We start from the raw sequence: 21017 nt of genomic DNA on the forward strand, positions 1-21017 counted from the left end.
GTCAGCCCCGCTCAGCCGTTGCACCACGGCGCCGACGGTGAATCCCGGCACGGGCTCGTCGGCGCCGGCCTGTCCTCGTGCACCTGGTAGGCCGCCCCCATGACGATCGCCGTCACCGTGGCCATCGCCATCACGCCCTGGGTCACCGCCGTCACCCCCGCGCCCCGCCGCGACGCCCGCAGCGCGACCCGCGCCATCAGCGCGGCCAGCACCCCGGCGGCCACCAGGTACCCCCACACCGGGTGCGGCTCGGGTTCCGTGACCGGGTCCAGGTCCAGTCCGGTGAGCACCCACACCACGAAGACGCCGGCGAGCGCGACCAGTTCGACGATGACGAGCCCCACCGCCCCGGCGATGTCGGCACCCAGGTCCCTGCGCCGCTCCGGGGCGGCCGTCGTCGTACTCATGTCCGCAGCCTGCAGCCTGCGGGCGGCCCGGGCATGAGTACGCGTACTCAGCCCGACGGTTCTCATCTCACCCCCGCGTTGCTACGGTACGCCTCCCTGACGCCCCATCAGATCCCGGAGGCTCCGCCGTGCGCGCACTCGCCGCCGCCGCCGTCGGGCTGGCCGCCGCGCTCGCCCTCGTCCTCGCCGTGACCGCCGCCGGCGTGCCGGAGGGCGAGACCTCGCCCAGACCGCTGCTCACCACCGCGCCCCCCGCGCCCGGAAAGTAGAGGAGGCCCGGCCGTGCGACGCAGAGCGAGCCTCGTACTGCTTGCCCTGGCCGTGTTCTGCGCAGCCCTCGCACCGCTGCTGCGCTGGTACGCGTACCCCCGGCTCGCCAAGATCCCGCCCAGCCAGTACCAGGAGATGGTCCTGGAGGCCAAGGACGCCACCCTCCTCGACTACGCGGGCGGCATGCAGCCCAAGAAGGTCGACAAGGTCACCATCGTCCAGACCCTCAAGGGCAACGTCGAGGCGTCCCGGGAGATCGAGGCCGACGCCGGCAAGGACGTCGTCGTCTGGGACACCCTCTCCTACATCATCGGCCCCGACGGCAAGATGGTCTCCCAGATCCCCGAGCGCTACATCTTCGACGCCCACACCCAGGACCCGGTGCACGCCACCGGCGAGACGGTCGACGGGGACCCGGTCAAGCGCGAGGGCATCGAGTTCAAATGGCCCTTCTTCACCGAGCCGCGCGACTACCTCTACTTCGACGCGCAGACCCGCACCTCCTCACCGATCCACTACGTCGGCCCGCGCACCTACCGCGGCATGGACGTCTACTACTTCGAGCAGACCGTCCCCTGGACCAAGGTCCCCATGCCCAAGAAGATGCCCATCGAGGGCATCGACCCCGCCACCATCGAACAGACCACCGGCACCACCCTCTGGTACACGGTCAAGGCCCGCTTCTGGGTCGACCCCGTCACCGGCGCGCCCGTCAACGCCGAACAGGACATCCAGCAGGAGATGCGCGGCGGCATCGCCGCCGGAGCCCCCGACGGCAGACTGACCGCCTTCGCCGGACACGTCACCCTGCGCGAGGACTACGCCAAGCACACCCTCGACCTGGTCGCCGCCAACCGTACGAAGGTCCTCGCCCTCCACACCTACGCCCCGGCCGGACTCGCCCTGACCGGCCTGGCGCTGCTCGCCGCCGCCCTCTGGCTGGAGGCCCGGGGACGCCGGGCCCCCGGGGTCAGCGCCCCCTGAGCCGGGCGTTGGTGTGCCGGGTCGGCTCGGCCGTCGCCGGGTCCAGCGGCCACGGGTGCTTCGGATAGCGGCCGCGCAGCTCCGCCCGGACGGCGCGGTAGCCGCCCCGCCAGAACGAGGCGAGGTCCGCCGTGACGGCGGCGGGCCGCCCGGCCGGCGACAGCAGGTGCACGAGTACGGGGACCCCCGCGACCCGCGGGGTCTCGGCCAGCCCGAACAGCTCCTGGAGCTTCACCGCCAGCACCGGCTGCTCGGCCGCGTAGTCCACCCGGATCCGGGACCCGCTGGGCACCTCGATCCGCTCGGGCGCCAGCTCGTCGAGCCGGGCCGCCTCGCCGGTGGCCCACGGCAGCAGCCGGTTCAGGGCCTGCCCCGCGTCGATCCGCCCCAGGTCGGCGCGGCGGCGGGCACGCGACAGCTCGGGCTCCAGCCAGTCCCCGGCCCGCTCCAGCAGCGCCGCGTCGTCCGACACGTCCGGCCAGGCGCCGCCGAGCGTGCGGTGCAGGAACCCGAGACGGGCCCGCAGCGCCAGCGCGTCCGGTGACCAGCGCAGCAGCCCCGGCCCCTCCGCGCGCAGCCCCTCCAGCAGGGCCGCCCGCACCAGCTCCGGGGCCGGGTCGCGCAGCGGCCGGGCGACCAGCTCGACCGCCCCGAGCCGTTCGACGGCGCGGGCGACCACGTCGCCGTCCTCCCAGCGCACCTCCTCGGAGGCGGTGAACAGGTGCGCGGCGGCCGCCCGGGCGGTGTCCTCGTCGAGCACCGCCGCCAGCCGGACCCGTGCGGACGCGGAATGCGGGGCCCGGTCGGCGACGGCCACCGCCAGCCAGGGCGCGTGCCGCAGGGCGGAGCCCTCCCCGACCTCGGCGGCGGTCCCGCCGGCCATGAGGAACGCCCCCGCGCCCTTGGCCTTCGCCACCCGCTCGGGGAACGCGAGGGCCGCGACCAGCGCGGCGGCGTGGTCGTCGGAACCCGTGGCGGGGTGCCCGCCGGGGGCGAGGTCCCCTACCCGCCCTCCGCCCGTTCCCCGGGCTGCGCCCGGACCCCCTCCGGGGGCTCCGCCCCCGGACCCCCGCGCCTCACACGCCGGCGGGGCCGGATTCGGCTGCGCCGATCCAGCCCGCGCAGCGGTTTCGGGAAGGGGCGGGGTGGGGGAGAGGCCCCGCGCACCGGCCGTGGCCCCCGCGGCACCGGCGGCGGCGAACCCGGTGTCACCTGCCGTGGCCCCCGCGGCACCGGCGGCGGCGAACCCGGTGTCACCTGCGGTGGCCCCCGCGGCACCGGCGGGGCGCGCCGCGCGTTCCAGGCGGGTCGTCTCCGTGCGCCAGCGCGCCGCGTACGCGTCACCGCCGCGCCGCGCCGAGCGCCAGGCCGAAGCCAGGTCGTCCCCGTACTCCCGCGGCGGCTCCTCGCTCAGCAGGGCCACCACCTCCGCCGCCCGCCGGGCACCCAGTGCGGCCGAGCCGTCCAGCAGGGCCCGCGCCAGCCGCGGGTGCAGGCCCAGCCGGGCCATCCGCAGCCCGCGCGGGGTCGGCCGCCCGGCCGCGTCCACGGCGCCCACCGCCACCAGCACCTCCCGCGCCGCGGCCATCGCCCCGGCCGGCGGCGGGTCCAGCAGCGCCAGCCCCGCCGCGTCCGGGTCGCCCCAGCAGGCCGCCTGGAGGGCGAACGGCGCCAGGTCCGCGATCCGGATCTCCGGCGCGGGGAACGCCGGCAGGCGCACGTCCTCCGCCTCGGCCCAGCACCGGTACACCACGCCCGGCGCCTCACGCCCCGCCCGGCCCGCCCGCTGGCGGCCCGACGCGCGGGAAGCCCGTACCGTCGCCAGCGCGCCCAGCCCCCGGGCATGGTCCACCCGGGGCTCGCGGGCCAGCCCGGAGTCCACGACCACCCGTACGCCCGGCACGGTCAGGCTCGACTCCGCGACGGCCGTCGACAGGATCACCCGGCGGTGCTCCGAGGCGGTCAGCGCCGCGTCCTGCACCGCGGCCGGCGCCCGGCCGTGGACCTGGAGCACCTCCGCGTCCACCCCGGCCAGCTGCCCGGCCACCCGGGCGATCTCCCCGACGCCGGGCAGGAAGCACAGCACGTCGCCGGAACGTTCCGCCAGCGCCCGCCGCACCACCGAGGCCACGTGCGCCAGCTGCGCCGGATCCACCCTCATCCCGTGCGGCGGCCGCACCGGCCGGGCCGGCGGCGCCCACACCGTCTCCACCGGGAACGCCACCCCCGCGGCCTCCACCACCGGCGCGTCCCCCAGCAGCCCGGCCCAGCCGGCCGCGTCCGTCGTCGCCGAGGCCGCCACCAGGCGCAGCTCCGGGCGCAGGGTCGCGCGCACGTCCAGCAGGAACGCGGCGACCGTGTCGGCGTCCAGGTGCCGCTCGTGGCACTCGTCCAGCACCACCACGTCCACCCCGGCCAGCTCCTGGTCGCGCTGGAGCCGCTGGAGCAGCACCCCGGTGGTCACCACCTCCACGGCCGTGTCCCGGCCCACGAGGCGCTCACCGCGCACCGTGAAGCCCACCGAGCCGCCGACGGCCTCGCCCAGCAGCCACGCCATCCGCCGCGCCGCGGCCCGGGCGGCGATCCGCCGGGGCTCGGCGACGACCACCCGGCGCCGCGGGCCGCCGCCCACCAGCCCGGCGAGCACGAGCGGCACGAGGGTGGTCTTGCCGGTGCCGGGCGGCGCGCACAGCACGGCGGTGCCATGGCCGTCCAGCGCCGAGACGAGGGCGGGCACGGCCTCCCGTACGGGGAGGGAGTCGAGGGCGGCCCGGCGGGGCGCGGAGGCCTGCCGGATCCGCCCGGTCCGCCCGGCCTCCCCAGCCTGCCCGGCCTGCCCGGCCTGCCCGTTCTGCCCGGTCTGCCCGGTCAAAGGGATCAGTCCCTCTCGCACACGAAGATCGCGGTACCGGGGATCAGGTTGCCGCGCAGCGGGGACCAGCCGCCCCACTCCTGGCCGTTCCACTCCGGCCACTCCGGCTCCACCAGGTCCAGCAGCCGGAACCCGCCCGCGACCACGTCGCGGACCCGGTCGCCGACCGTGCGGTGGTGCTCGACGTAGACGGCGCGGCCCTGCTCGTCCTGCTCGACGTACGGGGTCCGGTCGAAGTAGGACGCGGAGACGGAGAGCCCCTCGGCGCCCGGCTCGTCGGGGAAGGCCCAGCGGATCGGGTGGGTCACGGAGAAGACCCAGCGGCCGCCGGGGCGCAGCACGCGGCGCACCTCGCGCATCACGTTCACCGGGTCGGCGACGAAGGGGACCGCCCCGTACGCGGAGCAGGCTAGGTCGAAGGAGCCGTCGCGGAAGGGCAGCCGGCCGGCGTCGGCCTCGACGAGCGGGACGTCACCGCCGATGCGCAGGGCGTGCTGGAGCTGGCGGTGCGAGAGGTCCAGGGCGACCGGGCGGGCGCCCTGCGCGGCGAGCCAGCGCGAGCACTGGGCGGCGCCGGCGCCGATCTCCAGGACGTCCTTGCCCCTGAGGGAGCCGGCGGGGCCCAGGAGCGCGGCCTCGGCCTCGTCCAGGCCCTCGGGGCCCCAGACGAAGCGGTCGTCGCCGAGGAAGGCGCCGTGCTCGCTCTGGTACTCGTCGGCGTTGCGGTCCCACCAGCCGCGGCTGGCCCGGCTGCTCTCCGCCTCGCCGGCGTCCCGCCGGGTGGCCTCGGCGTCGTCCTCGGCGTCGGTTTCGGGGGCGTAGTCCTCTTGGTTCATGGGGCCCGTCGTCGTAGTCTGCGGATGGCTCGGTGGTGCTCGGTGCCGGCTCGGTGGCGCGGCGGTCGTCCGGGTGGGCCGGAAAAACTCGTGCGGAGCGCTCATCGCCGCGTCCCCGCCCACGAATTGCGCCGGTTATGCGGTGATCTGCCCGCGGTGTGCGCCTTCGCGCATTGACCCTGTCCGGCTGCCCCCGTATGCTACAAGTTGCGCTGCGAGCCTGTGCTCCTCAGACCTAGCAGGCTGCGCTTGCATCTGTTGAATGTCCCCTCGGTTTTCGAGGCCCTTCCCCCTTTCAGGGGATCTTGGGGCTTCTTTGGCTGTCCGGCTTCTTCGGCAGGTGCCGATAAGGGCTCCCGGCGTAGCAGTACCTACGACTTTCTGTCCGTAACCGGAGCCCTTTCCCACATGACGAGCAGCACCGAGACCACCGCCACCACCCCTCCGCAGGTAGCGGTCAACGACATCGGTAACGCGGAAGCCTTCCTGGCCGCGATCGACGAGACGATCAAGTACTTCAACGACGGCGACATCGTCGACGGCGTCATCGTGAAGGTCGACCGGGACGAGGTCCTGCTCGACATCGGTTACAAGACCGAAGGCGTGATCCCGAGCCGCGAGCTCTCGATCAAGCACGACGTCGACCCGAACGAGGTCGTCAAGGTCGGCGACGAGATCGAGGCCCTGGTTCTCCAGAAGGAGGACAAGGAAGGCCGCCTGATCCTGTCCAAGAAGCGCGCTCAGTACGAGCGTGCCTGGGGCACGATCGAGAAGATCAAGGAAGAAGACGGCATCGTCACCGGTACCGTCATCGAGGTCGTCAAGGGTGGTCTCATCCTCGACATCGGCCTCCGTGGCTTCCTGCCGGCCTCCCTCGTCGAGATGCGCCGCGTCCGCGACCTCCAGCCCTACGTGGGCAAGGAGCTCGAGGCGAAGATCATCGAGCTGGACAAGAACCGCAACAACGTGGTCCTGTCCCGCCGCGCCTGGCTCGAGCAGACCCAGTCCGAGGTTCGCCAGACGTTCCTCACCACCCTGCAGAAGGGTCAGGTCCGCTCCGGCGTCGTCTCCTCGATCGTCAACTTCGGTGCCTTCGTGGACCTGGGCGGCGTCGACGGTCTCGTCCACGTCTCCGAGCTGTCCTGGAAGCACATCGACCACCCGTCCGAGGTCGTCGAGGTCGGTCAGGAAGTCACCGTCGAGGTCCTCGACGTGGACATGGACCGCGAGCGCGTCTCCCTGTCGCTGAAGGCGACGCAGGAGGACCCGTGGCAGCAGTTCGCCCGGACCCACCAGATCGGCCAGGTCGTCCCGGGTAAGGTCACCAAGCTGGTTCCGTTCGGTGCGTTCGTCCGCGTGGACGAGGGCATCGAGGGTCTGGTCCACATCTCCGAGCTGGCCGAGCGCCACGTGGAGATCCCGGAGCAGGTCGTCCAGGTCAACGACGAGATCTTCGTCAAGGTCATCGACATCGACCTCGAGCGTCGCCGGATCTCGCTGTCCCTCAAGCAGGCCAACGAGTCCTTCGGTGCCGACCCGGCGTCGGTCGAGTTCGACCCGACCCTGTACGGCATGGCCGCGTCCTACGACGACCAGGGCAACTACATCTACCCCGAGGGCTTCGACCCCGAGACCAACGACTGGCTCGAGGGCTACGAGACCCAGCGCGAGACGTGGGAGCGCCAGTACGCCGAGGCGCAGGTCCGCTTCGAGCAGCACCAGGCCCAGGTCATCAAGAGCCGCGAGGCCGACGAGGCCGCTGCCGCCGAGGGCGCTGCCGCCCCGGCCGCCGGTGGCAACGCCGGTGCGGGCGTCTCCGGTGGTTCGTACTCCTCCGAGGGTGCGGACGAGACCTCCGGCGCCCTGGCGTCGGACGAGGCCCTGGCCGCGCTCCGCGAGAAGCTGGCCGGCGGCCAGAGCTGATCGCAGCGCGATCACACTCCGGTGTGAGCTGAGCTGAACGACGAGGCCCGTCCCCTTCGGGGGGCGGGCCTCGCCGCGTTCCCGGGTGCGGGGTACGGCGGACGACGTCGGCACCGCGTGTCCGCCCTCCGTCGCGTTGCGTTCGTGTTAATGCCGCCGGCGCGGGAATGGCCGCGCGGCCCCGGACGTTCTTCGCAGGGAACACGGCGCGAGGGAGGAGTGGTGACAGTGCTTGATCCACAGGGTCTGTACGAATGGGATGCCAAGGGTCTGGCGGTGGCGGACCTGGCGCTCACCCAGGACTCGGCCGGACTGGTCATGCTGTACCACTTCGAGGGGTACATCGACGCGGGCGAGACCGGCGAGCAGATCGTCGAACGCCTCCTCGACACCCTGCCCCACCAGGTGGTCGCGCGCTTCGACGCGGACCGGCTGGTGGACTACCGGGCCCGCCGCCCGCTGCTGACCTTCCAGCGCGACCACTGGACCGAGTTCGAGGAGCCCCGCCTGGAGGTGCGCCTGGTCCAGGACGCCACCGGCGCTCCGTTCCTGCTGCTCTCCGGCCCCGAGCCGGACGTCGAGTGGGAGCGCTTCGCCGTCGCCGTCCGGCAGATCGTGGAGCGTCTCGGCGTCCGCCTCTCGGTCAACTTCCACGGGATCCCCATGGGCGTCCCGCACACCCGGCCCGTCGGCATCACCCCGCACGGCAACCGGACCGACCTGATGCCCGGCCACCGCAGCCCCTTCGACGAGGCCCAGGTGCCCGGCAGCGCGGAATCGCTGGTCGAGTTCCGCCTCGCCCAGGCCGGACACGACGTGCTCGGCGTCGCCGCCCACGTCCCGCACTACGTCGCCCGCTCCCCGTACCCCGACGCGGCACTGACCGCCCTGGAGGCCATCACGGCCGCCACCGGGCTGGTCCTGCCGGCCGTCGCGCACGCCCTGCGCACCGAGGCGCACCGCACGCAGACGGAGATCGACCGGCAGATCCGCGAGGGCGACGAGGAGCTCGTCAGCCTCGTCCAGGGCCTGGAGCACCAGTACGACGCCGCCGCCGGCGCCGAGACCCGGGGCAACATGATCGCCGAGCCGGCCGAGATCCCGTCGGCGGACGAGATCGGCCGCGAGTTCGAGCGGTTCCTGGCGGAGCGCGAGGGCGAGGGCTAGGCCGTGTCTTTCGGATCTTGCCGGTTAAGCCCGCGTTGTCCGGTGCCGTGCATCGGCGCGTTGGCGGGGCGCCCTTGTACTGGACGTACTCGGGTGCTCCGCCAACGCGGCGAGGTGCGGTGCCGGGCGGCGCGGGTCAGGCGAGATCCGGAAGACACGGCCTAGAGCCGGGGCGGTGCGCCAGGGCCCGGCGTTCGGCGGGCGGTGTTCCTCGGGAGGGGGACACCGCCTAGGGTGCTGACCATGCTGAAAGTGGGCCTGACAGGCGGAATCGGTGCCGGCAAGAGCGAGGTCTCCCGGCTGCTGGCGGGGTACGGGGCGGTCGTCGTCGACGCCGACCGCATCGCGCGGGAGGTCGTGGAGCCGGGCACGCCCGGGCTCGCGGCCGTGGTGGAGGCCTTCGGGGACTCCGTGCTCACCGCCGACGGGCGGCTGGACCGGCCCAAGCTGGGGGCGGTCGTCTTCTCCGACCCGGCGAAGCTCCAGACCCTCAACGCCATCGTGCACCCGCTCGTCGGGGCCCGGTCCGCCGAACTGGAGGGAGCCGCGGGACCTGACGCGATCGTGGTGCACGACGTACCGCTCCTCACGGAGAACGGCCTCGCCCCCCTGTACGACCTCGTCGTGGTCGTGGACGCCGCCCCGGACACGCAGCTGGCCCGGCTGACCGCGAAGCGCGGGATGAGCGAGGAGGAGGCCCGCGCCCGGATGGCCGCCCAGGCCACGCGGGAGCAGCGGCTGGCGGTGGCCACGCTCGTGATCGACAACGACGGGCCGCTGGAGGCGCTGGAGCCCCAGGTACGCAAGGTCTGGGCGGAGCTCACCGCGCGCGCCGCGGCGGAATAGCCGCAGCGGCGGAAGGCGTTGAACGCGCCCGTAGAGGGAAGGGAAGACAACGTGTCCGACACCACGCCCCCGCCGCCGTCCACCGGACCTGGACCCGCATCCGGATCTGCCGGGTCGTCGGGGTCCGCGAGCCCCGAGACGCACGTCATCGACTACCGGGCCGCCGAGCAGCTCCTCGCCGCCCGGGACCCGCGCGGCGCGGTACGGCTGCTCGACTCCGTCATAGCCGCCCACCCCGAGAACACCGCCGCCCGGCTGCTGCGCGCCCGCGCCTTCTTCGCAGCCGCGCAGCTGCGGCCCGCGCAGCTGGAGTTCGAGCTGGTGCTGGAGCGGGAGCCGGACAACGCCTTCGCCCACTTCGCGCTCGCCCGCACCCACGAGCGGGCCGGGCGGGCCGAGCAGGCGCGCCGCCACTTCCGGCTCGCCGCCGCCCTCGACCCGCAGCCCGAGTACCTGGCGGCGGCCCGCTTCGACGGCTAGGCCGTGTCTTTCGGATCTTGCCGGTTAAGCCCGCGTTGTCCGGTGCCGTGCATCGGCGCGTTGGCGGGGCGCCCTTGTACTGGACGTACTCGGGTGCTCCGCCAACGCGGCGAGGTGCGGTGCCGGACAACGCGGGTCTGGGGGTACCTCCCAGCGGTAGCTGGGGGAGCAAGATCCGGAAGACACGGCCTAGGCCGTCCGCGTCCGCCTAGCGGGTGTGCGGGGGTTCGTACGGGGGGACGTCCGGGCCCGGCTGGTAGTGCGGGCCCTGGTGGATGTGCCGGATCACGACGGCCAGGTCGACGGCGGCCACCAGCGCGAGGGCCGCGCAGGCGGCGGCCCATCCGGGACGGCCGGCCAGCGAGAACGCGGCCGCCCCGCCGCCGGCCCAGAGCAGCCCCCACAGGCTCAGCCAGAACCGCAGCCGCAGCGGACTGCGGGCGGTCACCGGCTCGTTTCCGGTACGCATGGCCATCGCCTCACCTCGGGGTAGAGGCCTCGGTTCCATGGTCCCACCGGGGAGCCGGCGACGGGAGCCCGGGCTCAGGGGTTGAGCTTGTTCACGGCCGTCGTGGTCGTCTTCTTGAAGGCCGCCACGGGGGCGTCGGGCAGGTTGCCCATCTGGCCCCACTTCACGACGGTCACGGTGGAGCCGTCGCGTCCGATCCCGTACAGGTGCACGCCCGGCTCCGAGTCGGGGATGGACGCGCCGACGCCGTAGACGTGTGCGCCCTCCTCGACGGCCAGCTTCCCGTAGTCCTGCCAGGAGGCCGTGCCGCCCGGGTTCGTACGCAGCCAGTCGGCGGCGCAGGCGGCGACCTTGCGCTCCAGGGCGGTGGCGAGCTTCGCGGCGGCGGCGTCGGACGCGGCGCGCACGGAGATCTGGACGGCGCCGGTGTCGAACTCGGTGCCGAACGCGCGGTGCCAGCTGCCGGCCGCCGGCAGCACCCCGTCCAGGCAGAACGGCGCGTCCTCGGGCAGCCCCTTGGTGATCTTGCCGGGGTGCCAGGGGGAGGAGGGGTGCGGGGGGAGGTCGGTGCCGTTCAGGAAGCCGGGGGCGGTCGCGGCGGTGGCGGTGCCGGAGGCGGTGAGGGCGAGGGCGGCCGCCGCCGCGAGGGCGGTGGCCACGAGGGCCGGGACGCGGGTGGTGCGGGTGGTGCGGGTGTCGGTGGGTCGGAACACGGTGTCTCCCCGTAGAGCGGTACGTGCGGTCGTTGTCCGAACAGCCTTCCCCGGCCGGGGGCGTTGGGCCACCGTTTGCGGCGGAACCGGGACACTGGAACGGCTGTACGTGCCGTCACCTGGGGGAACACCCCTGGGGTGGAACGGAGTCATGGGACGGGGGAGCGGCGTGGCCGAGCCGGAGACCGAGGAATTCGCGCGCCTGATGCGGGAGCTGAAGGAGCGTGGCGGGCTGAGTTACGGGGTGCTCGCGAGGCGGCTGCACACGAGCACCTCGACGCTGCACCGGTACTGCGCGGGGGAGGCGGTGCCGGCGGAGTTCGCCGTGGTGGACCGCTTCGCCCGGGCCTGCGGGGCCACCCGGGAGGAGGCGCTGGCCCTGCACCGCGCCTGGCTCCTGGCCGACGCCCGCCGAGCGGCGGGCCGGGGCCCGTCGGGGGCGGCGGCCGAGCCCGGGGGCCGGGCCGGGGCCGGGGCGGAGGCGGGGGGTGCGGCCGGGTCCGGGTCCGGAGGGCGGGACGGGGGCGAGGGTGCGGCCGGGGCCGAAGCGGAGCCCGGGGCCGCGTCCGGAACCGGCAGCGCGGCAGCGGCCAGTGCGGGGGCCGTGACGGGGGTGGGTGCCGGGGGCGGGACGGAGCCCGGGGACGGTTCCGGGGTGGATGCCCGCGCAGGCGCCGCGGAGGGTTCCGGCGTGGGGGCCCGGGGGGGTGCCGGGGGTGGGACGGAGCCCGGGGAAGGTGCCGGGGCGGGGGCTGCGGATCCCGGGGCTGGAGCTGGAGCTGGAGCCGGGGCCGGGGTGGATTCCGGGGGCGGCGACGGGGGGCCCGGGGCGGCGGGCGCGGGGCGGGGTGGGGCGGGGTACCGGCGGCGGGTCGTGGGGGTCGGCGGGGTGGTGGCGGTTGCCGTGGCCGCCGTCGTGCTCGCGGCGGCCGGGCCCTGGCCGCGGACCCCGCAGGCGGGGCCGGTGGCGGGTTCGGCCGCGGGGGCCGGGGACGTGGCCGGGGTGGGGTCCGGGGACGGGGCGGGGGTCACCGGCCGTCCGGGCGGACCGGCGGGTTCGGCCGCACCGGGCGGGCCCACCGGGTCGGCGAGCGCGAGCCCGCCGGCGACGACACCGCCCGCCCCGAGCCGGGGGACGGCCACGGCCACGGCCGCGCCCCCGCCCGGGCCGGTGGTGACGCCGCTCAGGGCCGCCGTCCGGTCCCACGTGTGGGCCGCCGGCTGCGACCACGCGTACCTCTCCGACAGGGCCCCGGAGTCCGTCCCCGCACCGCCCGTGGAGGCGGACGCGCCCGCCTGGGCGCGGGCGCAGCGGGCCGTGCACGCCGGGAGCCAGACCGTCGAGGTCACCCTGCACGGCACCGGGGACCAGGCCGTCGTGCTCCAGGGGCTGGAGGTGCGGGTCACCGGCCGCCGGACCCCTCCGGCCTGGAACGTCTACCAGATGTCCCCGGGCTGCGGCGGGGGCCTCACCCCGGCCGGCTTCGCCGTGAACCTGGACGCGCCGCGGCCCCTGGCCCGGCCCCTCGCCGGCAACGACTCCGGGACGCGGCTCCCCGCGCCGGCCTTCCCGCTGCGCGTCTCGGCGGCCGACCCGGCCGTGCTCCGGGTGACCGCGGCCGCCACGGGCTGCGACTGCGACTGGTACCTCGAACTGCGCTGGAGCGGACCCGGCGGGTCCGGCACCCTCCGCCTGGACGACGACGGCGTGCCCTGGCGCACCAGCGCCGCCACGGGCCGGCCCGCGTACGGCTTCGCGGGCGAACTCGGCCGCTGGTCACGCTGACCGTCCCCCCTCCGGTGCCCGGCGGGCGTATCCGCAGGTCAGCGCCCGTTGTCAGTGGGGCCGCCTAGACTCGGCGGCAGTGGAACCGCCATGACCGGGCGGAGCCGAGCGCCAGGGAGGGGGGACCCCGTGACCGCGCAGCCGCCGCCGCAGCAGCCGTTGCTGCGCCGCGCCGCCGTGTTCCTCCCCGCCGCCGTACCCCGGGAGGGGCGGGTGGCGTTCTGGTGCCCGGAGGGGGACCCGCTGCCCGAGCTGGGGAGCCCGCATCCGCTGAAGGTGGTCCGGCCGCACGGGGACGGCGTCCGCACGCGCACGGTGCCCGCGGTGGCGCTGTCGGTGGCCGCCGCCCTGCCCGTGCTGGTGCGGGCCGCCCGCAGTCCCGCCGCGCATCCCGCCACCCGCGCCTGGGGCACCGCCGCCACGCAGGCCCTGTCCCTCGCCGCGCGGGGCCGCCTGCTGCCCGGGCTCACGGCCGACGGGGTCGACGCCTGGCGTGCCGGGCCGCTGGACGCCGAGGACGTCGGCTACCTGCGCGCCGTCGCGGCCGCCCTGCCGTACGAGGCGTACGCCACCCCGCTCGCCGGACGCCGCCCGACGGCCCTGCCCGAGCCCGAGGCCCTGGTCCGGGCCTTCCTCGACGCCGTCGCCGACGTGCTGCCGCGCACGCCGGCCGCGCCCTTCGCCTCCGGGCGCCCGTTCGCGGCCCGGGAGCCGCAGCGGGTGCCGGGGATACGGGAGTGGGCGGCGCAGGTCGCGGCCGGCGCCGATGCCGGGGTGGGGATCTCGCTCCGGCTCGACCTGTCCTCCTTCCGGCTGTTCGACGAGGCCGAGCCGGAGGACGTACGCCGCGCCGGAGCGGCCGTGGTCCAGGTGCACAGCCTGGCCGATCCGACCCTGGTCACCGACGCGGGCCTGCTGTGGGCCGGCGCGGCGGCGTCCGGATTCGGCCCGCGCGCCCGGATCGACGCCGTGCTCGCGCTGCGCCGGGCGGCCCGGGTCTGGCCGCCCCTGCTGCGCCTGCTCGACCAGCCGGTGCCGGACGCCCTCCCGCTGTCGGACCCCGAGCTGGAGGACCTGCTGGGCACCGCCGCGACCAGGCTGGCGGCGGCCGGGGTGCCCGTGCACTGGCCGCGCGAGCTGGCCCGTACGCTCTCGGCGACCGCCGTCGTCCGGCCGGCCGCGCCCGGCTCCGCGACCGACGGCACGGCCTTCTTCGACGCGGCGGCCCTGTTCGCCTTCTCCTGGGAACTGGCCCTCGGCGGGGACCGGCTCACCCCGGGGGAGATGGATGCGCTCGCGCAGGCCCACCGGCCCGTGGTGCGGCTGCGCGACCAGTGGGTGCGGGTCGATCCCGAGCTCGTGCGCAAGGCCCGCAAGCGGGAGCTGGGCCTGCTGGACCCGGTCGACGCGCTCGCCACCGTACTGAGCGGCGAGGCCGAGGTCGGCGGTGAGACGGTGCCGGTGGTGCCCGTCGGCGCGCTGGCCGCCCTGCGGGACCGGCTCACCGGGGAGCTTCCCCCGGTCGCGCCGCCCCCGGCGCTGAAGGCGGTCCTGCGGGACTACCAGCTGCGCGGGCTGGCCTGGCTGGACCTGATGACCTCGCTCGGGCTGGGCGGCTGCCTCGCCGACGACATGGGCCTGGGCAAGACGGTCACCCTGATCGCCCTGCACCTGCACCGGGCCCGCCCCGAGCCCACCCTCGTGGTCTGCCCGGCGTCGCTGCTGGGCAACTGGCAGCGGGAGATCGAGAAGTTCGCCCCCGGGACACCGGTGCGCCGCTTCCACGGCGCGGGCCGCAGCCTCGACGGGCTGGAGGAGGGCGGCTTCGTCCTCACCACGTACGGGACCATGCGCGCGGCCGCCGCCCGCCTGGCCGGGCAGGGCTGGGGCCTGGTCGTCGCGGACGAGGCCCAGCACGTCAAGAACCCGCACTCGGCGACGGCCAAGGCGCTGCGCACCATCCCGTCGCCGGCCCGGGTGGCCCTCACCGGGACCCCCGTCGAGAACAACCTCTCCGAGCTGTGGGCGCTGCTCGACTGGACGACGCCGGGACTGCTGGGCCCGCTCACCACCTTCCGGGCCCGGCACGCCCGCCCGGTCGAGCACCAGCAGGAGGAGGACGGGGGCAACGAGGCGGCGGTGGCCCGGCTGGCCGCGCTCGTCCGGCCGTTCCTGCTGCGCCGCAAGAAGTCCGACCCCGGCATCGCCCCCGAGCTGCCCCCGAAGACGGAGACGGACCATCCGGTGTCCCTGACCCGCGAGCAGGTCTCCCTCTACCAGGCCGCGGTGGACGAGGCGATGGCCGTGATCGAGGGCAGCGAGGGCATGGAGCGGCGCGGCATGATCATGAAGCTGCTGGCCTCGCTCAAGCAGATCTGCAACCACCCGGCGCAGTTCTTGAAGGAGTACGGCCTGAAGGAGTACGGCCTGAAGGAGGGCGCCGTGGCGGGTGCCGCGGCGCCCCGCCTCGCGCACCGCTCGGGCAAGCTGGCCCTGCTCGACGAGCTGCTGGACACGATCCTGGCCGAGGACGGCTCGGTCCTGGTGTTCACCCAGTACGTGACCATGGCCCGGATCCTGGAGCGGCACCTCGCCTCCCGGGGCGTCCTCTCGCAGCTCCTGCACGGCGGCACCCCCGTGCCCCGCCGCGAGGAGCTCGTCGACCGCTTCCAGTCCGGTGAGGTCCCCGTCTTCCTGCTGTCGCTCAAGGCCGCGGGGACGGGCCTCAACCTCACCCGCGCCGGGCACGTGATCCACTACGACCGCTGGTGGAACCCGGCGGTGGAGGAGCAGGCCACCGACCGGGCCTACCGCATCGGCCAGACCCAGCCCGTCCAGGTGCACCGCATCATCGCCGAGGGCACCGTCGAGGACCGCATCGCGGAACTGCTGGAGGCCAAGCGGGCGCTGGCCGATGCCGTGCTCGGCTCCGGCGAGGCCGCGCTGACCGAGCTGACGGACCGCGAGCTGGCCGACCTCGTCTCCCTGCGGAGGCCGGTGTGATCACCGCGCGGGACGACCGCCGCCGCACCTTCGAGACCGTGCCCGCCGGGGTGGAGGCGGCGACCTGGTGGGGCCGGGCCTGGGTGGCCGCGCTGGAGGAGCGCGCGCGGGACGCGGCCCGCCTGCGGCGGGGGCAGGCGTACGCCGCCGAAGGGCATGTCGACGCGGTCACGGTGACACCCGGCCGGATCGTGGCCTACGTCCGCGGCAGCCGGGCCCGCCCCTACCGCACCGAGCTGACCCTGCCCGTCTTCGCGGACGCCGAGTGGTCGGCCCTGCTGGAGGCGCTGGCCGCCGACCCGTCGGCCCTCGCCGCGCTGCTGGAGCGGGAGGTCCCGCAGTCCCTCGCGGAGACCGTGCTGCCCGGTGCGGGCGAGCTCGCGGCGCGCTGTTCCTGCCCGGACACGGTGCTGCCGCCCTGCAAGCACGCCGCGGCCCTGTGCTACCGGGCGGCCCGGCTCCTGGACGCCGACCCCTTCGTCCTGCTGCTCCTGCGCGGCCGGGGCGAGCGCGAGCTCCTCGACGAGCTGGCCCGGCGCAACGCCGCCCACGCGGCGCGCGAACAGCCCGGTGCGGCGCCGGACTTCCCCGGTGTCCCGGCCCGGGCGGCACTCGCCCGCACCGGCCTGCCCCTGCTGCCCGCCCCGCTCGCCGCTCCCGCCGTCGCGGGCCCGCCGCCCGCCTACCCCGCCGATCCGGCCGCGCCGGACCCGCTGGCGCTGGAGCAGCTCGCCACGGACGCGGCCGCCCGTGCGCTGGCTCTGCTCGCCACGGCCGAGGATCCCGTCGGCGGGCTCACCCTCTGGCAGGACGCCGTCCGGCTGGCCTCGGCGCACCCCACCTCGGGCCTCACCGGCACCGCCCGCACCCTGTACCGGGACCTGGCCCGCGCCACCGGCCGCAGCACCACCGACCTGGCGCGGGCCGCCGCGGCCTGGCGGCAGGGGGGCCTGCCCGCGCTCACCGCGCTCGACGAGCCCTGGGACCCCCCGGCCGGGCCCTTCGACCGGGCCCGGCCGGCCCTGCTCGCCGCCGGGCAGGGCTCCTTCCGCCCCGACCGCAACCGGCTCACCGCCCGCGGCCGTCAGCTCCGCCTGGGCCGCGAGGGCCTGTGGTACGCCTACGAGTCCCGCCCGGACGCCGACGACTGGTGGCCCACCGGCAGCCCGTCGCCGGATCCGGTCACCGCCCTGCTGCGCTGACCTCGCCCGCCCAGGCGGACAGGGCCGCGAAGTCCCGGTCGCGCAGGCCGTGGCGGGGATGGACGCGCAGCAGGAGACTCGGTGCCGGGTGGTGGGCGCAGACCCAGGCACGGTCCTGCGGGGTGATCATGTCGTCGACCCAGGCGAAGGGCCGGCCGGCCGCCCAGTCGAGCAGCGGGCGGGTCTTCCAGGAGAGGCCGTCGGGGTCCTTGGCGAAGAGTTCCGGCCACTCGACCACGGGCAGGTCGGCGGGGAGTCCGATGTGCGGGGAGATCAGGGTGTTGGCCTGGTGGGTCCAGGCCGTGGCCCAGGCCAGCTCGAAGGGCAGGGCCTGGAGCCGGGCGCCGTGGGAGGGGTGCAGGCGCACCCGGACGCCTCGCCGGGCCTTGCGGGACTCCGGGTCGCGGTAGGAGAGCCAGACGTCCGGGCGCATCCGGTGGCTGGTGTAGCCGCGCAGACCTGCGAAGAGGGACCGGAACGGGTTGAGCGGGCCGTCCACGTCGAGCAGCAGGAGCGGTCGTTCAGTCATGAAGTAGGCACTACCCAGTACACGATGGAGTGAAATGCCTACCGGCTCTATAACCCGAACGGGTTTACCGCGTTGTTTCCGGTACGGGCCCGATGGCCCTGAAACCCTCCGGAAGGCAGGAAATCTGATGCGTCACACTCGTCGGAACGGCTTGATCGCGGCGATGGTCGCGGGTGGCGGACTGGCGGTCGCGGGGGTGGGCGGCTTCGCGTACGCCGACGCCGACGCGGGCGGGCAGACCGAGCGCTCCCCGGGGCTGCTGTCCGGGAACCTGGTGCAACTGCCCGTGCACGCCCCGGTGAACGTGTGCGGGAACACGGTCAGCGTGGTCGGCGTGCTGAACTCCGCCGCCGGCAACGGCTGTACCAACACCGCTGCGGGCGGGGGGAATCCGGACCCGCGGCCCTCCCATCCGTCGAAACCCGGGTCCGGGGGGCACGGGGGAGGGGCGAGCGCCGAGGGGAGCGGAAAGGGTTCCCCCGGGCTGCTGTCCGGCAACGGCGTCCAGCTCCCGGTGGACCTCCCGCTGAACGTCAGCGGCAACTCGGTGAACGTCGTCGGCGTCGGCAACGGCTCCCACGGGAACACCTCCGTGAACGGCGAGCCCCCGACCGGCGGCAAGCCCGTGCAGCCGCCCGCCGTGCAGCCGCCCGCCGTGCAGCCGCCGGTCGCCCAGCGGCCGGTCACCCCGCCGGCCCCGCCCGCTCCGCGGGACCCGTCGGCCCTGGCCCACACCGGTTCCGACGGGCTCGGCTACCTGGTGCCCGGCAGCGGCGCCCTGCTGCTCGGCGGGGCGCTCCTCTACCGCCGCTTCCGCCTCAGCTGACGCCCCCCGTACGCCAGCCGTCGAGGATCGCGTCGATCCGCGCCGCCAGCCGGGCCCGGGCCGCGAACCGGGGCACCCCCGCCATCAGCAGCGCGTCGTACTCGGTGTCGGTGTGCCGCACCGCGGCCCGCACCGCGACCGACACGGCCTGCTCGTCGAGCGCCCGGCCGGCGGCGGTACGCCCGACCCGGCCGCTGCCGCGCAGCGAGGCGTGGGCGGCGATCGCCTGGGCCCGGTCGGCCGGGCAGCCGGGGAACAGGCGCCGGATCTCGGCCGCGAAGGCGGCGGTGAACCGGACGTCCTCGGCCGCGCGGCGCTGCCGGTCCCGCTCGCGGCGGCGGGCCCGGGCATCGGCGTCGGCGAGGCAGGCCCGCTCGGCGCGGGCCAGCGCGGCGTCCTCCACCAGCAGCCCCTGGCGTTCGTAGCGGCGGCGGCCCTTGTGCCTGCGCACCACGACGGCGTGCAGCGAACTGCCCTCCCGGGCCCGGCGGGTGAGCGCCGTGTCGCCGCGCGGCAGGTAGACGAGATGGCCCAGGTCGGCGCAGTCCAGGCAGCGGGGCACGCCGGATTCGCGGACGAGGTGCCGCAGCGGCCCCCGTCGGCACGCGGCGCAGTGGATCGGCTTCAGCGACTCGAAGACGACGAGACTCATGCCGTTGTGATACCGCCCGCCGAGCCCTATATCACCTGACGCGGAAGGGTTGTTGGTCTTTCATAAAATCCGACTGGAAGTCATGAGGTCTGTCTACCGTGAGCCCCTGGCGAGGAGGAGCACATGGGTGGACGACAGGCGACGGTACGGCGCCCCGGAGCCGCGGCGGCGGCGCGCGAGACGGGGCCCTCGGGCCTCACCGGCCGGGAGGTCGTCATAGCCCCCGGCGGCTGCACGGGATGGCACTACCACCACGTCCCGCTGATGGCGGTGGTCAAGTCCGGGACCCTCACCCGCATCCTGTCCGACGGCACCGTGGAGGTGCACCCGGCCGGCGCCACCTTCGTCGAACCGGCCGGTGCCGGCCACGTACACCTCGGCCGCAACCTCGGGACCCGGCCCGTCGTCCTCCAGATCACCTGCGCCCTCACCGAGGACGACCCCTGGTCGGTGGCCGCCCCGGCCCCCCGGGGCGCCGTGCCCTGCGGCTGTCCCCAGGACCCCCGGTGCACCGCTCAGACGAGCCGGCGTATCTCCCCGCGCACCCGGTAGAAGCCCCCGCTCGCCGCGTGCAGCCCGTCCACCACGTACCGGGCGCCCGCCTCCCGGATCCCGCGCGGGAACTGCACGTTCCAGCCGTGCTCGAAGCCGTCCGAGACCACCTGCACCCGCATCCGCCCGCCCTGCTGGACGCACTCCACCACCACACCGCCGGCCGGCACCGCGGCCACCGAGACCGTGGCCACCGCCGACGCGGACGCCGCCGGGGTGAACACCGGCAGCGCGGCCGCCGACTTCACGTCCACCGCGGTCGGGACCGAACCCTGCTGGGCCGCGGCGATGGCCGCACCGCTCGCGTCCACGCACACCAGCGACCCGTCCGTGGTGACCAGGTACAGCCGCTCGTCCAGGTACTGCATCGACAGGGCCGAACCCCCGCCGGTGCCCAGCTTCCACAGCCGGCGCCCGTCCGCGTCGAAGCAGTACACCGACGAGGAGGAGTCGCCGGCGAAGACGTGCCGGCCGTCCGGGGACGTCGCGCACGAGTACACCGCCGCGTCGCACGGGTACGAGGCCTCGACCCGCCCCGTCGCCTTCGACAGGCGCTGCACGGTGTTGCGCACCGTGCCCGCGTACACCGCGTGCTCCTCCTGCCAGCCGAACAGCACCCCGCCGGGCGTCGCGGTGTGCCACAACTGCCCCGTGCCGTCGGCCGCGTACGCCGTCACACCGGCGCTGTGCCCGTGGTAGACGGCCCGCTCGTCCGCCCGGACCATCCAGGCACCGGTACCGGAGGACTTCCGCGACCACTGGTGCTCGTCCTCGTGGTCGATGACCGTCAGGCCGCCGCCCGCGTCGGAGACGTTGAGCACACCCTCGTGGATGTCGAGCCAGTAGATGTCCACGTCCGCGGCTATCCCGTACGCCCCGAACGGCACCTTCGACGACAGGTCGTACACCGTGCCGTCGTCACAACCCGCGTATATCCAGAACTCGTCCGCCACCAGGCACTTCACCCCGTCCGGCAGGGAGTAGCGGGCCAGCACCTCGCCGCCGTGGCTCAGCGTGTAGACGTCCCCCGCCTGGTTGCCCACCCAGCAGCGGTCCTCGTCCACGTGGATCCCGAAGGCCGAGGAGCCGGTCCGGAAGCGCCACAGCACCGGCGCCACCGCGCGGGCCGTGGACGGAGCCGACGCCACCTGCCGCCGCGTCACCGACCGGGCGGCGCGCGCCCCCCGCACCGCCGGCGCGTACCCCTTGCGGACCTTCTCGCCGATCTTCTTGGCGGCCGCCGCGCGGGCCTTCTCGGCCGTCGGGAACGAGGAGCTCTGCAGCTGGCCGACCGCGCCGATGCGGCCGTAGCGCACCGAGACGCTCACGCCGTCCACGGTCACCTCGTAGAACTTGTGCGCCGCGCCGTCCTCCTGCGACAGCTCCAGATACGTCGTCTCCCGAGCCATGACAGACCCCTCCCCAAGAGCAGGGCCGCCGGCTCTTCTCCACCGGTGATCCCTCGTGAAAAACGTTAGGGCGCACCACTGACAATGGGCT

The 21017-nt window shown here is 75.2% G+C and carries 19 protein-coding genes and 1 pseudogene; 12 read left to right on the forward strand and 8 right to left on the reverse strand.

Going from position 1 to position 21017, the window contains the following annotated elements:
* Positions 1 to 11 precede the first annotated feature (11 nt).
* The gene (locus tag ABD973_RS24290) at positions 12 to 407 is read right to left on the reverse strand and encodes a DUF6234 family protein (protein ID WP_345502087.1); all 396 of its coding nucleotides are present in this window, start codon (positions 405 to 407) and stop codon (positions 12 to 14) included.
* 128 nt (positions 408 to 535) lie between these two features.
* Here ABD973_RS24290 and ABD973_RS24295 point away from each other — a divergent pair, with 128 nt between their 5' ends.
* Together ABD973_RS24295 and pgfA are read left to right on the forward strand one after the other, a co-directional pair.
* The gene (locus ABD973_RS24295) at positions 536 to 676 is read left to right on the forward strand and encodes an SPW_0924 family protein (RefSeq protein ID WP_125602786.1); all 141 of its coding nucleotides are present in this window, start codon (positions 536 to 538) and stop codon (positions 674 to 676) included.
* A gap of 13 nt (positions 677 to 689) precedes the next feature.
* Positions 690 to 1661, forward strand: a complete 972-nt coding sequence (pgfA, locus tag ABD973_RS24300) for a cell envelope lipid trafficking protein PgfA (RefSeq protein WP_345502089.1) — start codon at positions 690 to 692, stop codon at positions 1659 to 1661.
* Here the strand turns inward: pgfA and ABD973_RS24305 are convergent.
* Together ABD973_RS24305 and ABD973_RS24310 are read right to left on the reverse strand one after the other, a co-directional pair.
* On the reverse strand, positions 1648 to 4458 hold the full coding sequence (locus ABD973_RS24305) for an ATP-dependent RNA helicase (protein ID WP_345504718.1): 2811 nt from the start codon (positions 4456 to 4458) through the stop codon (positions 1648 to 1650). The genes pgfA and ABD973_RS24305 overlap by 14 nt on opposite strands.
* An 80-nt stretch (positions 4459 to 4538) precedes the next feature.
* Positions 4539 to 5369, reverse strand: coding sequence for a class I SAM-dependent methyltransferase (locus ABD973_RS24310; RefSeq protein ID WP_125602784.1), 831 nt, complete (start codon positions 5367 to 5369; stop codon positions 4539 to 4541).
* Positions 5370 to 5777: 408 nt separating this feature from the next.
* Here ABD973_RS24310 and rpsA point away from each other — a divergent pair, with 408 nt between their 5' ends.
* From rpsA to ABD973_RS24330, 4 genes are all read left to right on the forward strand, one after another.
* Positions 5778 to 7292, forward strand: coding sequence for a 30S ribosomal protein S1 (gene rpsA / locus ABD973_RS24315; RefSeq protein ID WP_007263497.1), 1515 nt, complete (start codon positions 5778 to 5780; stop codon positions 7290 to 7292).
* A 228-nt stretch (positions 7293 to 7520) separates the two neighbouring features.
* Positions 7521 to 8459 (forward strand): PAC2 family protein, encoded by a 939-nt coding sequence (locus ABD973_RS24320; RefSeq protein WP_007263496.1) that lies wholly within the window; start codon positions 7521 to 7523, stop codon positions 8457 to 8459.
* Between the two features lie 243 nt (positions 8460 to 8702).
* The gene (coaE, locus tag ABD973_RS24325; RefSeq protein WP_125820790.1) at positions 8703 to 9305 is read left to right on the forward strand and encodes a dephospho-CoA kinase; all 603 of its coding nucleotides are present in this window, start codon (positions 8703 to 8705) and stop codon (positions 9303 to 9305) included.
* A 147-nt stretch (positions 9306 to 9452) separates the two neighbouring features.
* Entirely contained in the window at positions 9453 to 9785 is a 333-nt protein-coding gene (locus ABD973_RS24330; protein WP_125823940.1) for a tetratricopeptide repeat protein, read from the forward strand.
* A gap of 208 nt (positions 9786 to 9993) precedes the next feature.
* Here the strand turns inward: ABD973_RS24330 and ABD973_RS24335 are convergent, their stop codons facing one another.
* Together ABD973_RS24335 and ABD973_RS24340 are read right to left on the reverse strand one after the other, a co-directional pair.
* The gene (locus ABD973_RS24335; RefSeq protein WP_185899614.1) at positions 9994 to 10254 is read right to left on the reverse strand and encodes a DUF6343 family protein; all 261 of its coding nucleotides are present in this window, start codon (positions 10252 to 10254) and stop codon (positions 9994 to 9996) included.
* 74 nt (positions 10255 to 10328) lie between these two features.
* Positions 10329 to 10967 carry a hypothetical protein gene (locus tag ABD973_RS24340; protein WP_241253196.1) on the reverse strand — a complete coding sequence of 213 codons (639 nt, stop codon included), beginning with the start codon at positions 10965 to 10967 and terminating at the stop codon, positions 10329 to 10331.
* Positions 10968 to 11118: 151 nt separating this feature from the next.
* On the opposite strand from ABD973_RS24340, the pseudogene ABD973_RS34800 reads away from it, so the two are divergent.
* The 4 genes and pseudogenes from ABD973_RS34800 to ABD973_RS24355 all read left to right on the forward strand — a co-directional run.
* A pseudogene (locus ABD973_RS34800) lies at positions 11119 to 11331 on the forward strand (helix-turn-helix domain-containing protein); the annotation flags it as partial.
* Between the two features lie 540 nt (positions 11332 to 11871).
* Positions 11872 to 12753 carry a hypothetical protein gene (locus ABD973_RS24345; protein WP_241253195.1) on the forward strand — a complete coding sequence of 294 codons (882 nt, stop codon included), beginning with the start codon at positions 11872 to 11874 and terminating at the stop codon, positions 12751 to 12753.
* A 90-nt stretch (positions 12754 to 12843) separates the two neighbouring features.
* The gene (locus ABD973_RS24350; RefSeq protein ID WP_125820787.1) at positions 12844 to 15756 is read left to right on the forward strand and encodes a DEAD/DEAH box helicase; all 2913 of its coding nucleotides are present in this window, start codon (positions 12844 to 12846) and stop codon (positions 15754 to 15756) included.
* Positions 15753 to 16958, forward strand: coding sequence for an SWIM zinc finger family protein (locus tag ABD973_RS24355; RefSeq protein WP_125820786.1), 1206 nt, complete (start codon positions 15753 to 15755; stop codon positions 16956 to 16958). Before ABD973_RS24350 ends, ABD973_RS24355 begins: the two co-directional genes overlap by 4 nt.
* On the opposite strand, the gene ABD973_RS24360 is transcribed toward ABD973_RS24355, so the two are convergent.
* On the reverse strand, positions 16939 to 17487 hold the full coding sequence (locus ABD973_RS24360; RefSeq protein WP_345502097.1) for a hypothetical protein: 549 nt from the start codon (positions 17485 to 17487) through the stop codon (positions 16939 to 16941). The two genes, ABD973_RS24355 and ABD973_RS24360, sit on opposite strands and share 20 nt — an antisense overlap.
* A gap of 127 nt (positions 17488 to 17614) precedes the next feature.
* Between ABD973_RS24360 and ABD973_RS24365 the strand changes: the two genes are divergently transcribed.
* Complete coding sequence (locus tag ABD973_RS24365; protein ID WP_206436505.1) at positions 17615 to 18313, forward strand: chaplin; 699 nt, start codon at positions 17615 to 17617, stop codon at positions 18311 to 18313.
* On the opposite strand, the gene ABD973_RS24370 is transcribed toward ABD973_RS24365, so the two are convergent.
* Positions 18306 to 18965 (reverse strand): DUF2293 domain-containing protein, encoded by a 660-nt coding sequence (locus ABD973_RS24370; RefSeq protein WP_125603383.1) that lies wholly within the window; start codon positions 18963 to 18965, stop codon positions 18306 to 18308. The two genes, ABD973_RS24365 and ABD973_RS24370, sit on opposite strands and share 8 nt — an antisense overlap.
* Before the next feature lie 123 nt (positions 18966 to 19088).
* Between ABD973_RS24370 and ABD973_RS24375 the strand changes: the two genes are divergently transcribed.
* Positions 19089 to 19517 carry a cupin domain-containing protein gene (locus ABD973_RS24375; RefSeq protein WP_125603382.1) on the forward strand — a complete coding sequence of 143 codons (429 nt, stop codon included), beginning with the start codon at positions 19089 to 19091 and terminating at the stop codon, positions 19515 to 19517.
* Here ABD973_RS24375 and ABD973_RS24380 read toward each other — a convergent pair.
* On the reverse strand, positions 19481 to 20926 hold the full coding sequence (locus tag ABD973_RS24380; RefSeq protein WP_345502102.1) for a WGR domain-containing protein: 1446 nt from the start codon (positions 20924 to 20926) through the stop codon (positions 19481 to 19483). The genes ABD973_RS24375 and ABD973_RS24380 overlap by 37 nt on opposite strands.
* Positions 20927 to 21017 lie beyond the last annotated feature (91 nt).

Source organism: Streptomyces racemochromogenes, assembly GCF_039535215.1.
GTDB classification, from domain to species: Bacteria; Actinomycetota; Actinomycetes; order Streptomycetales; family Streptomycetaceae; genus Streptomyces; species Streptomyces racemochromogenes.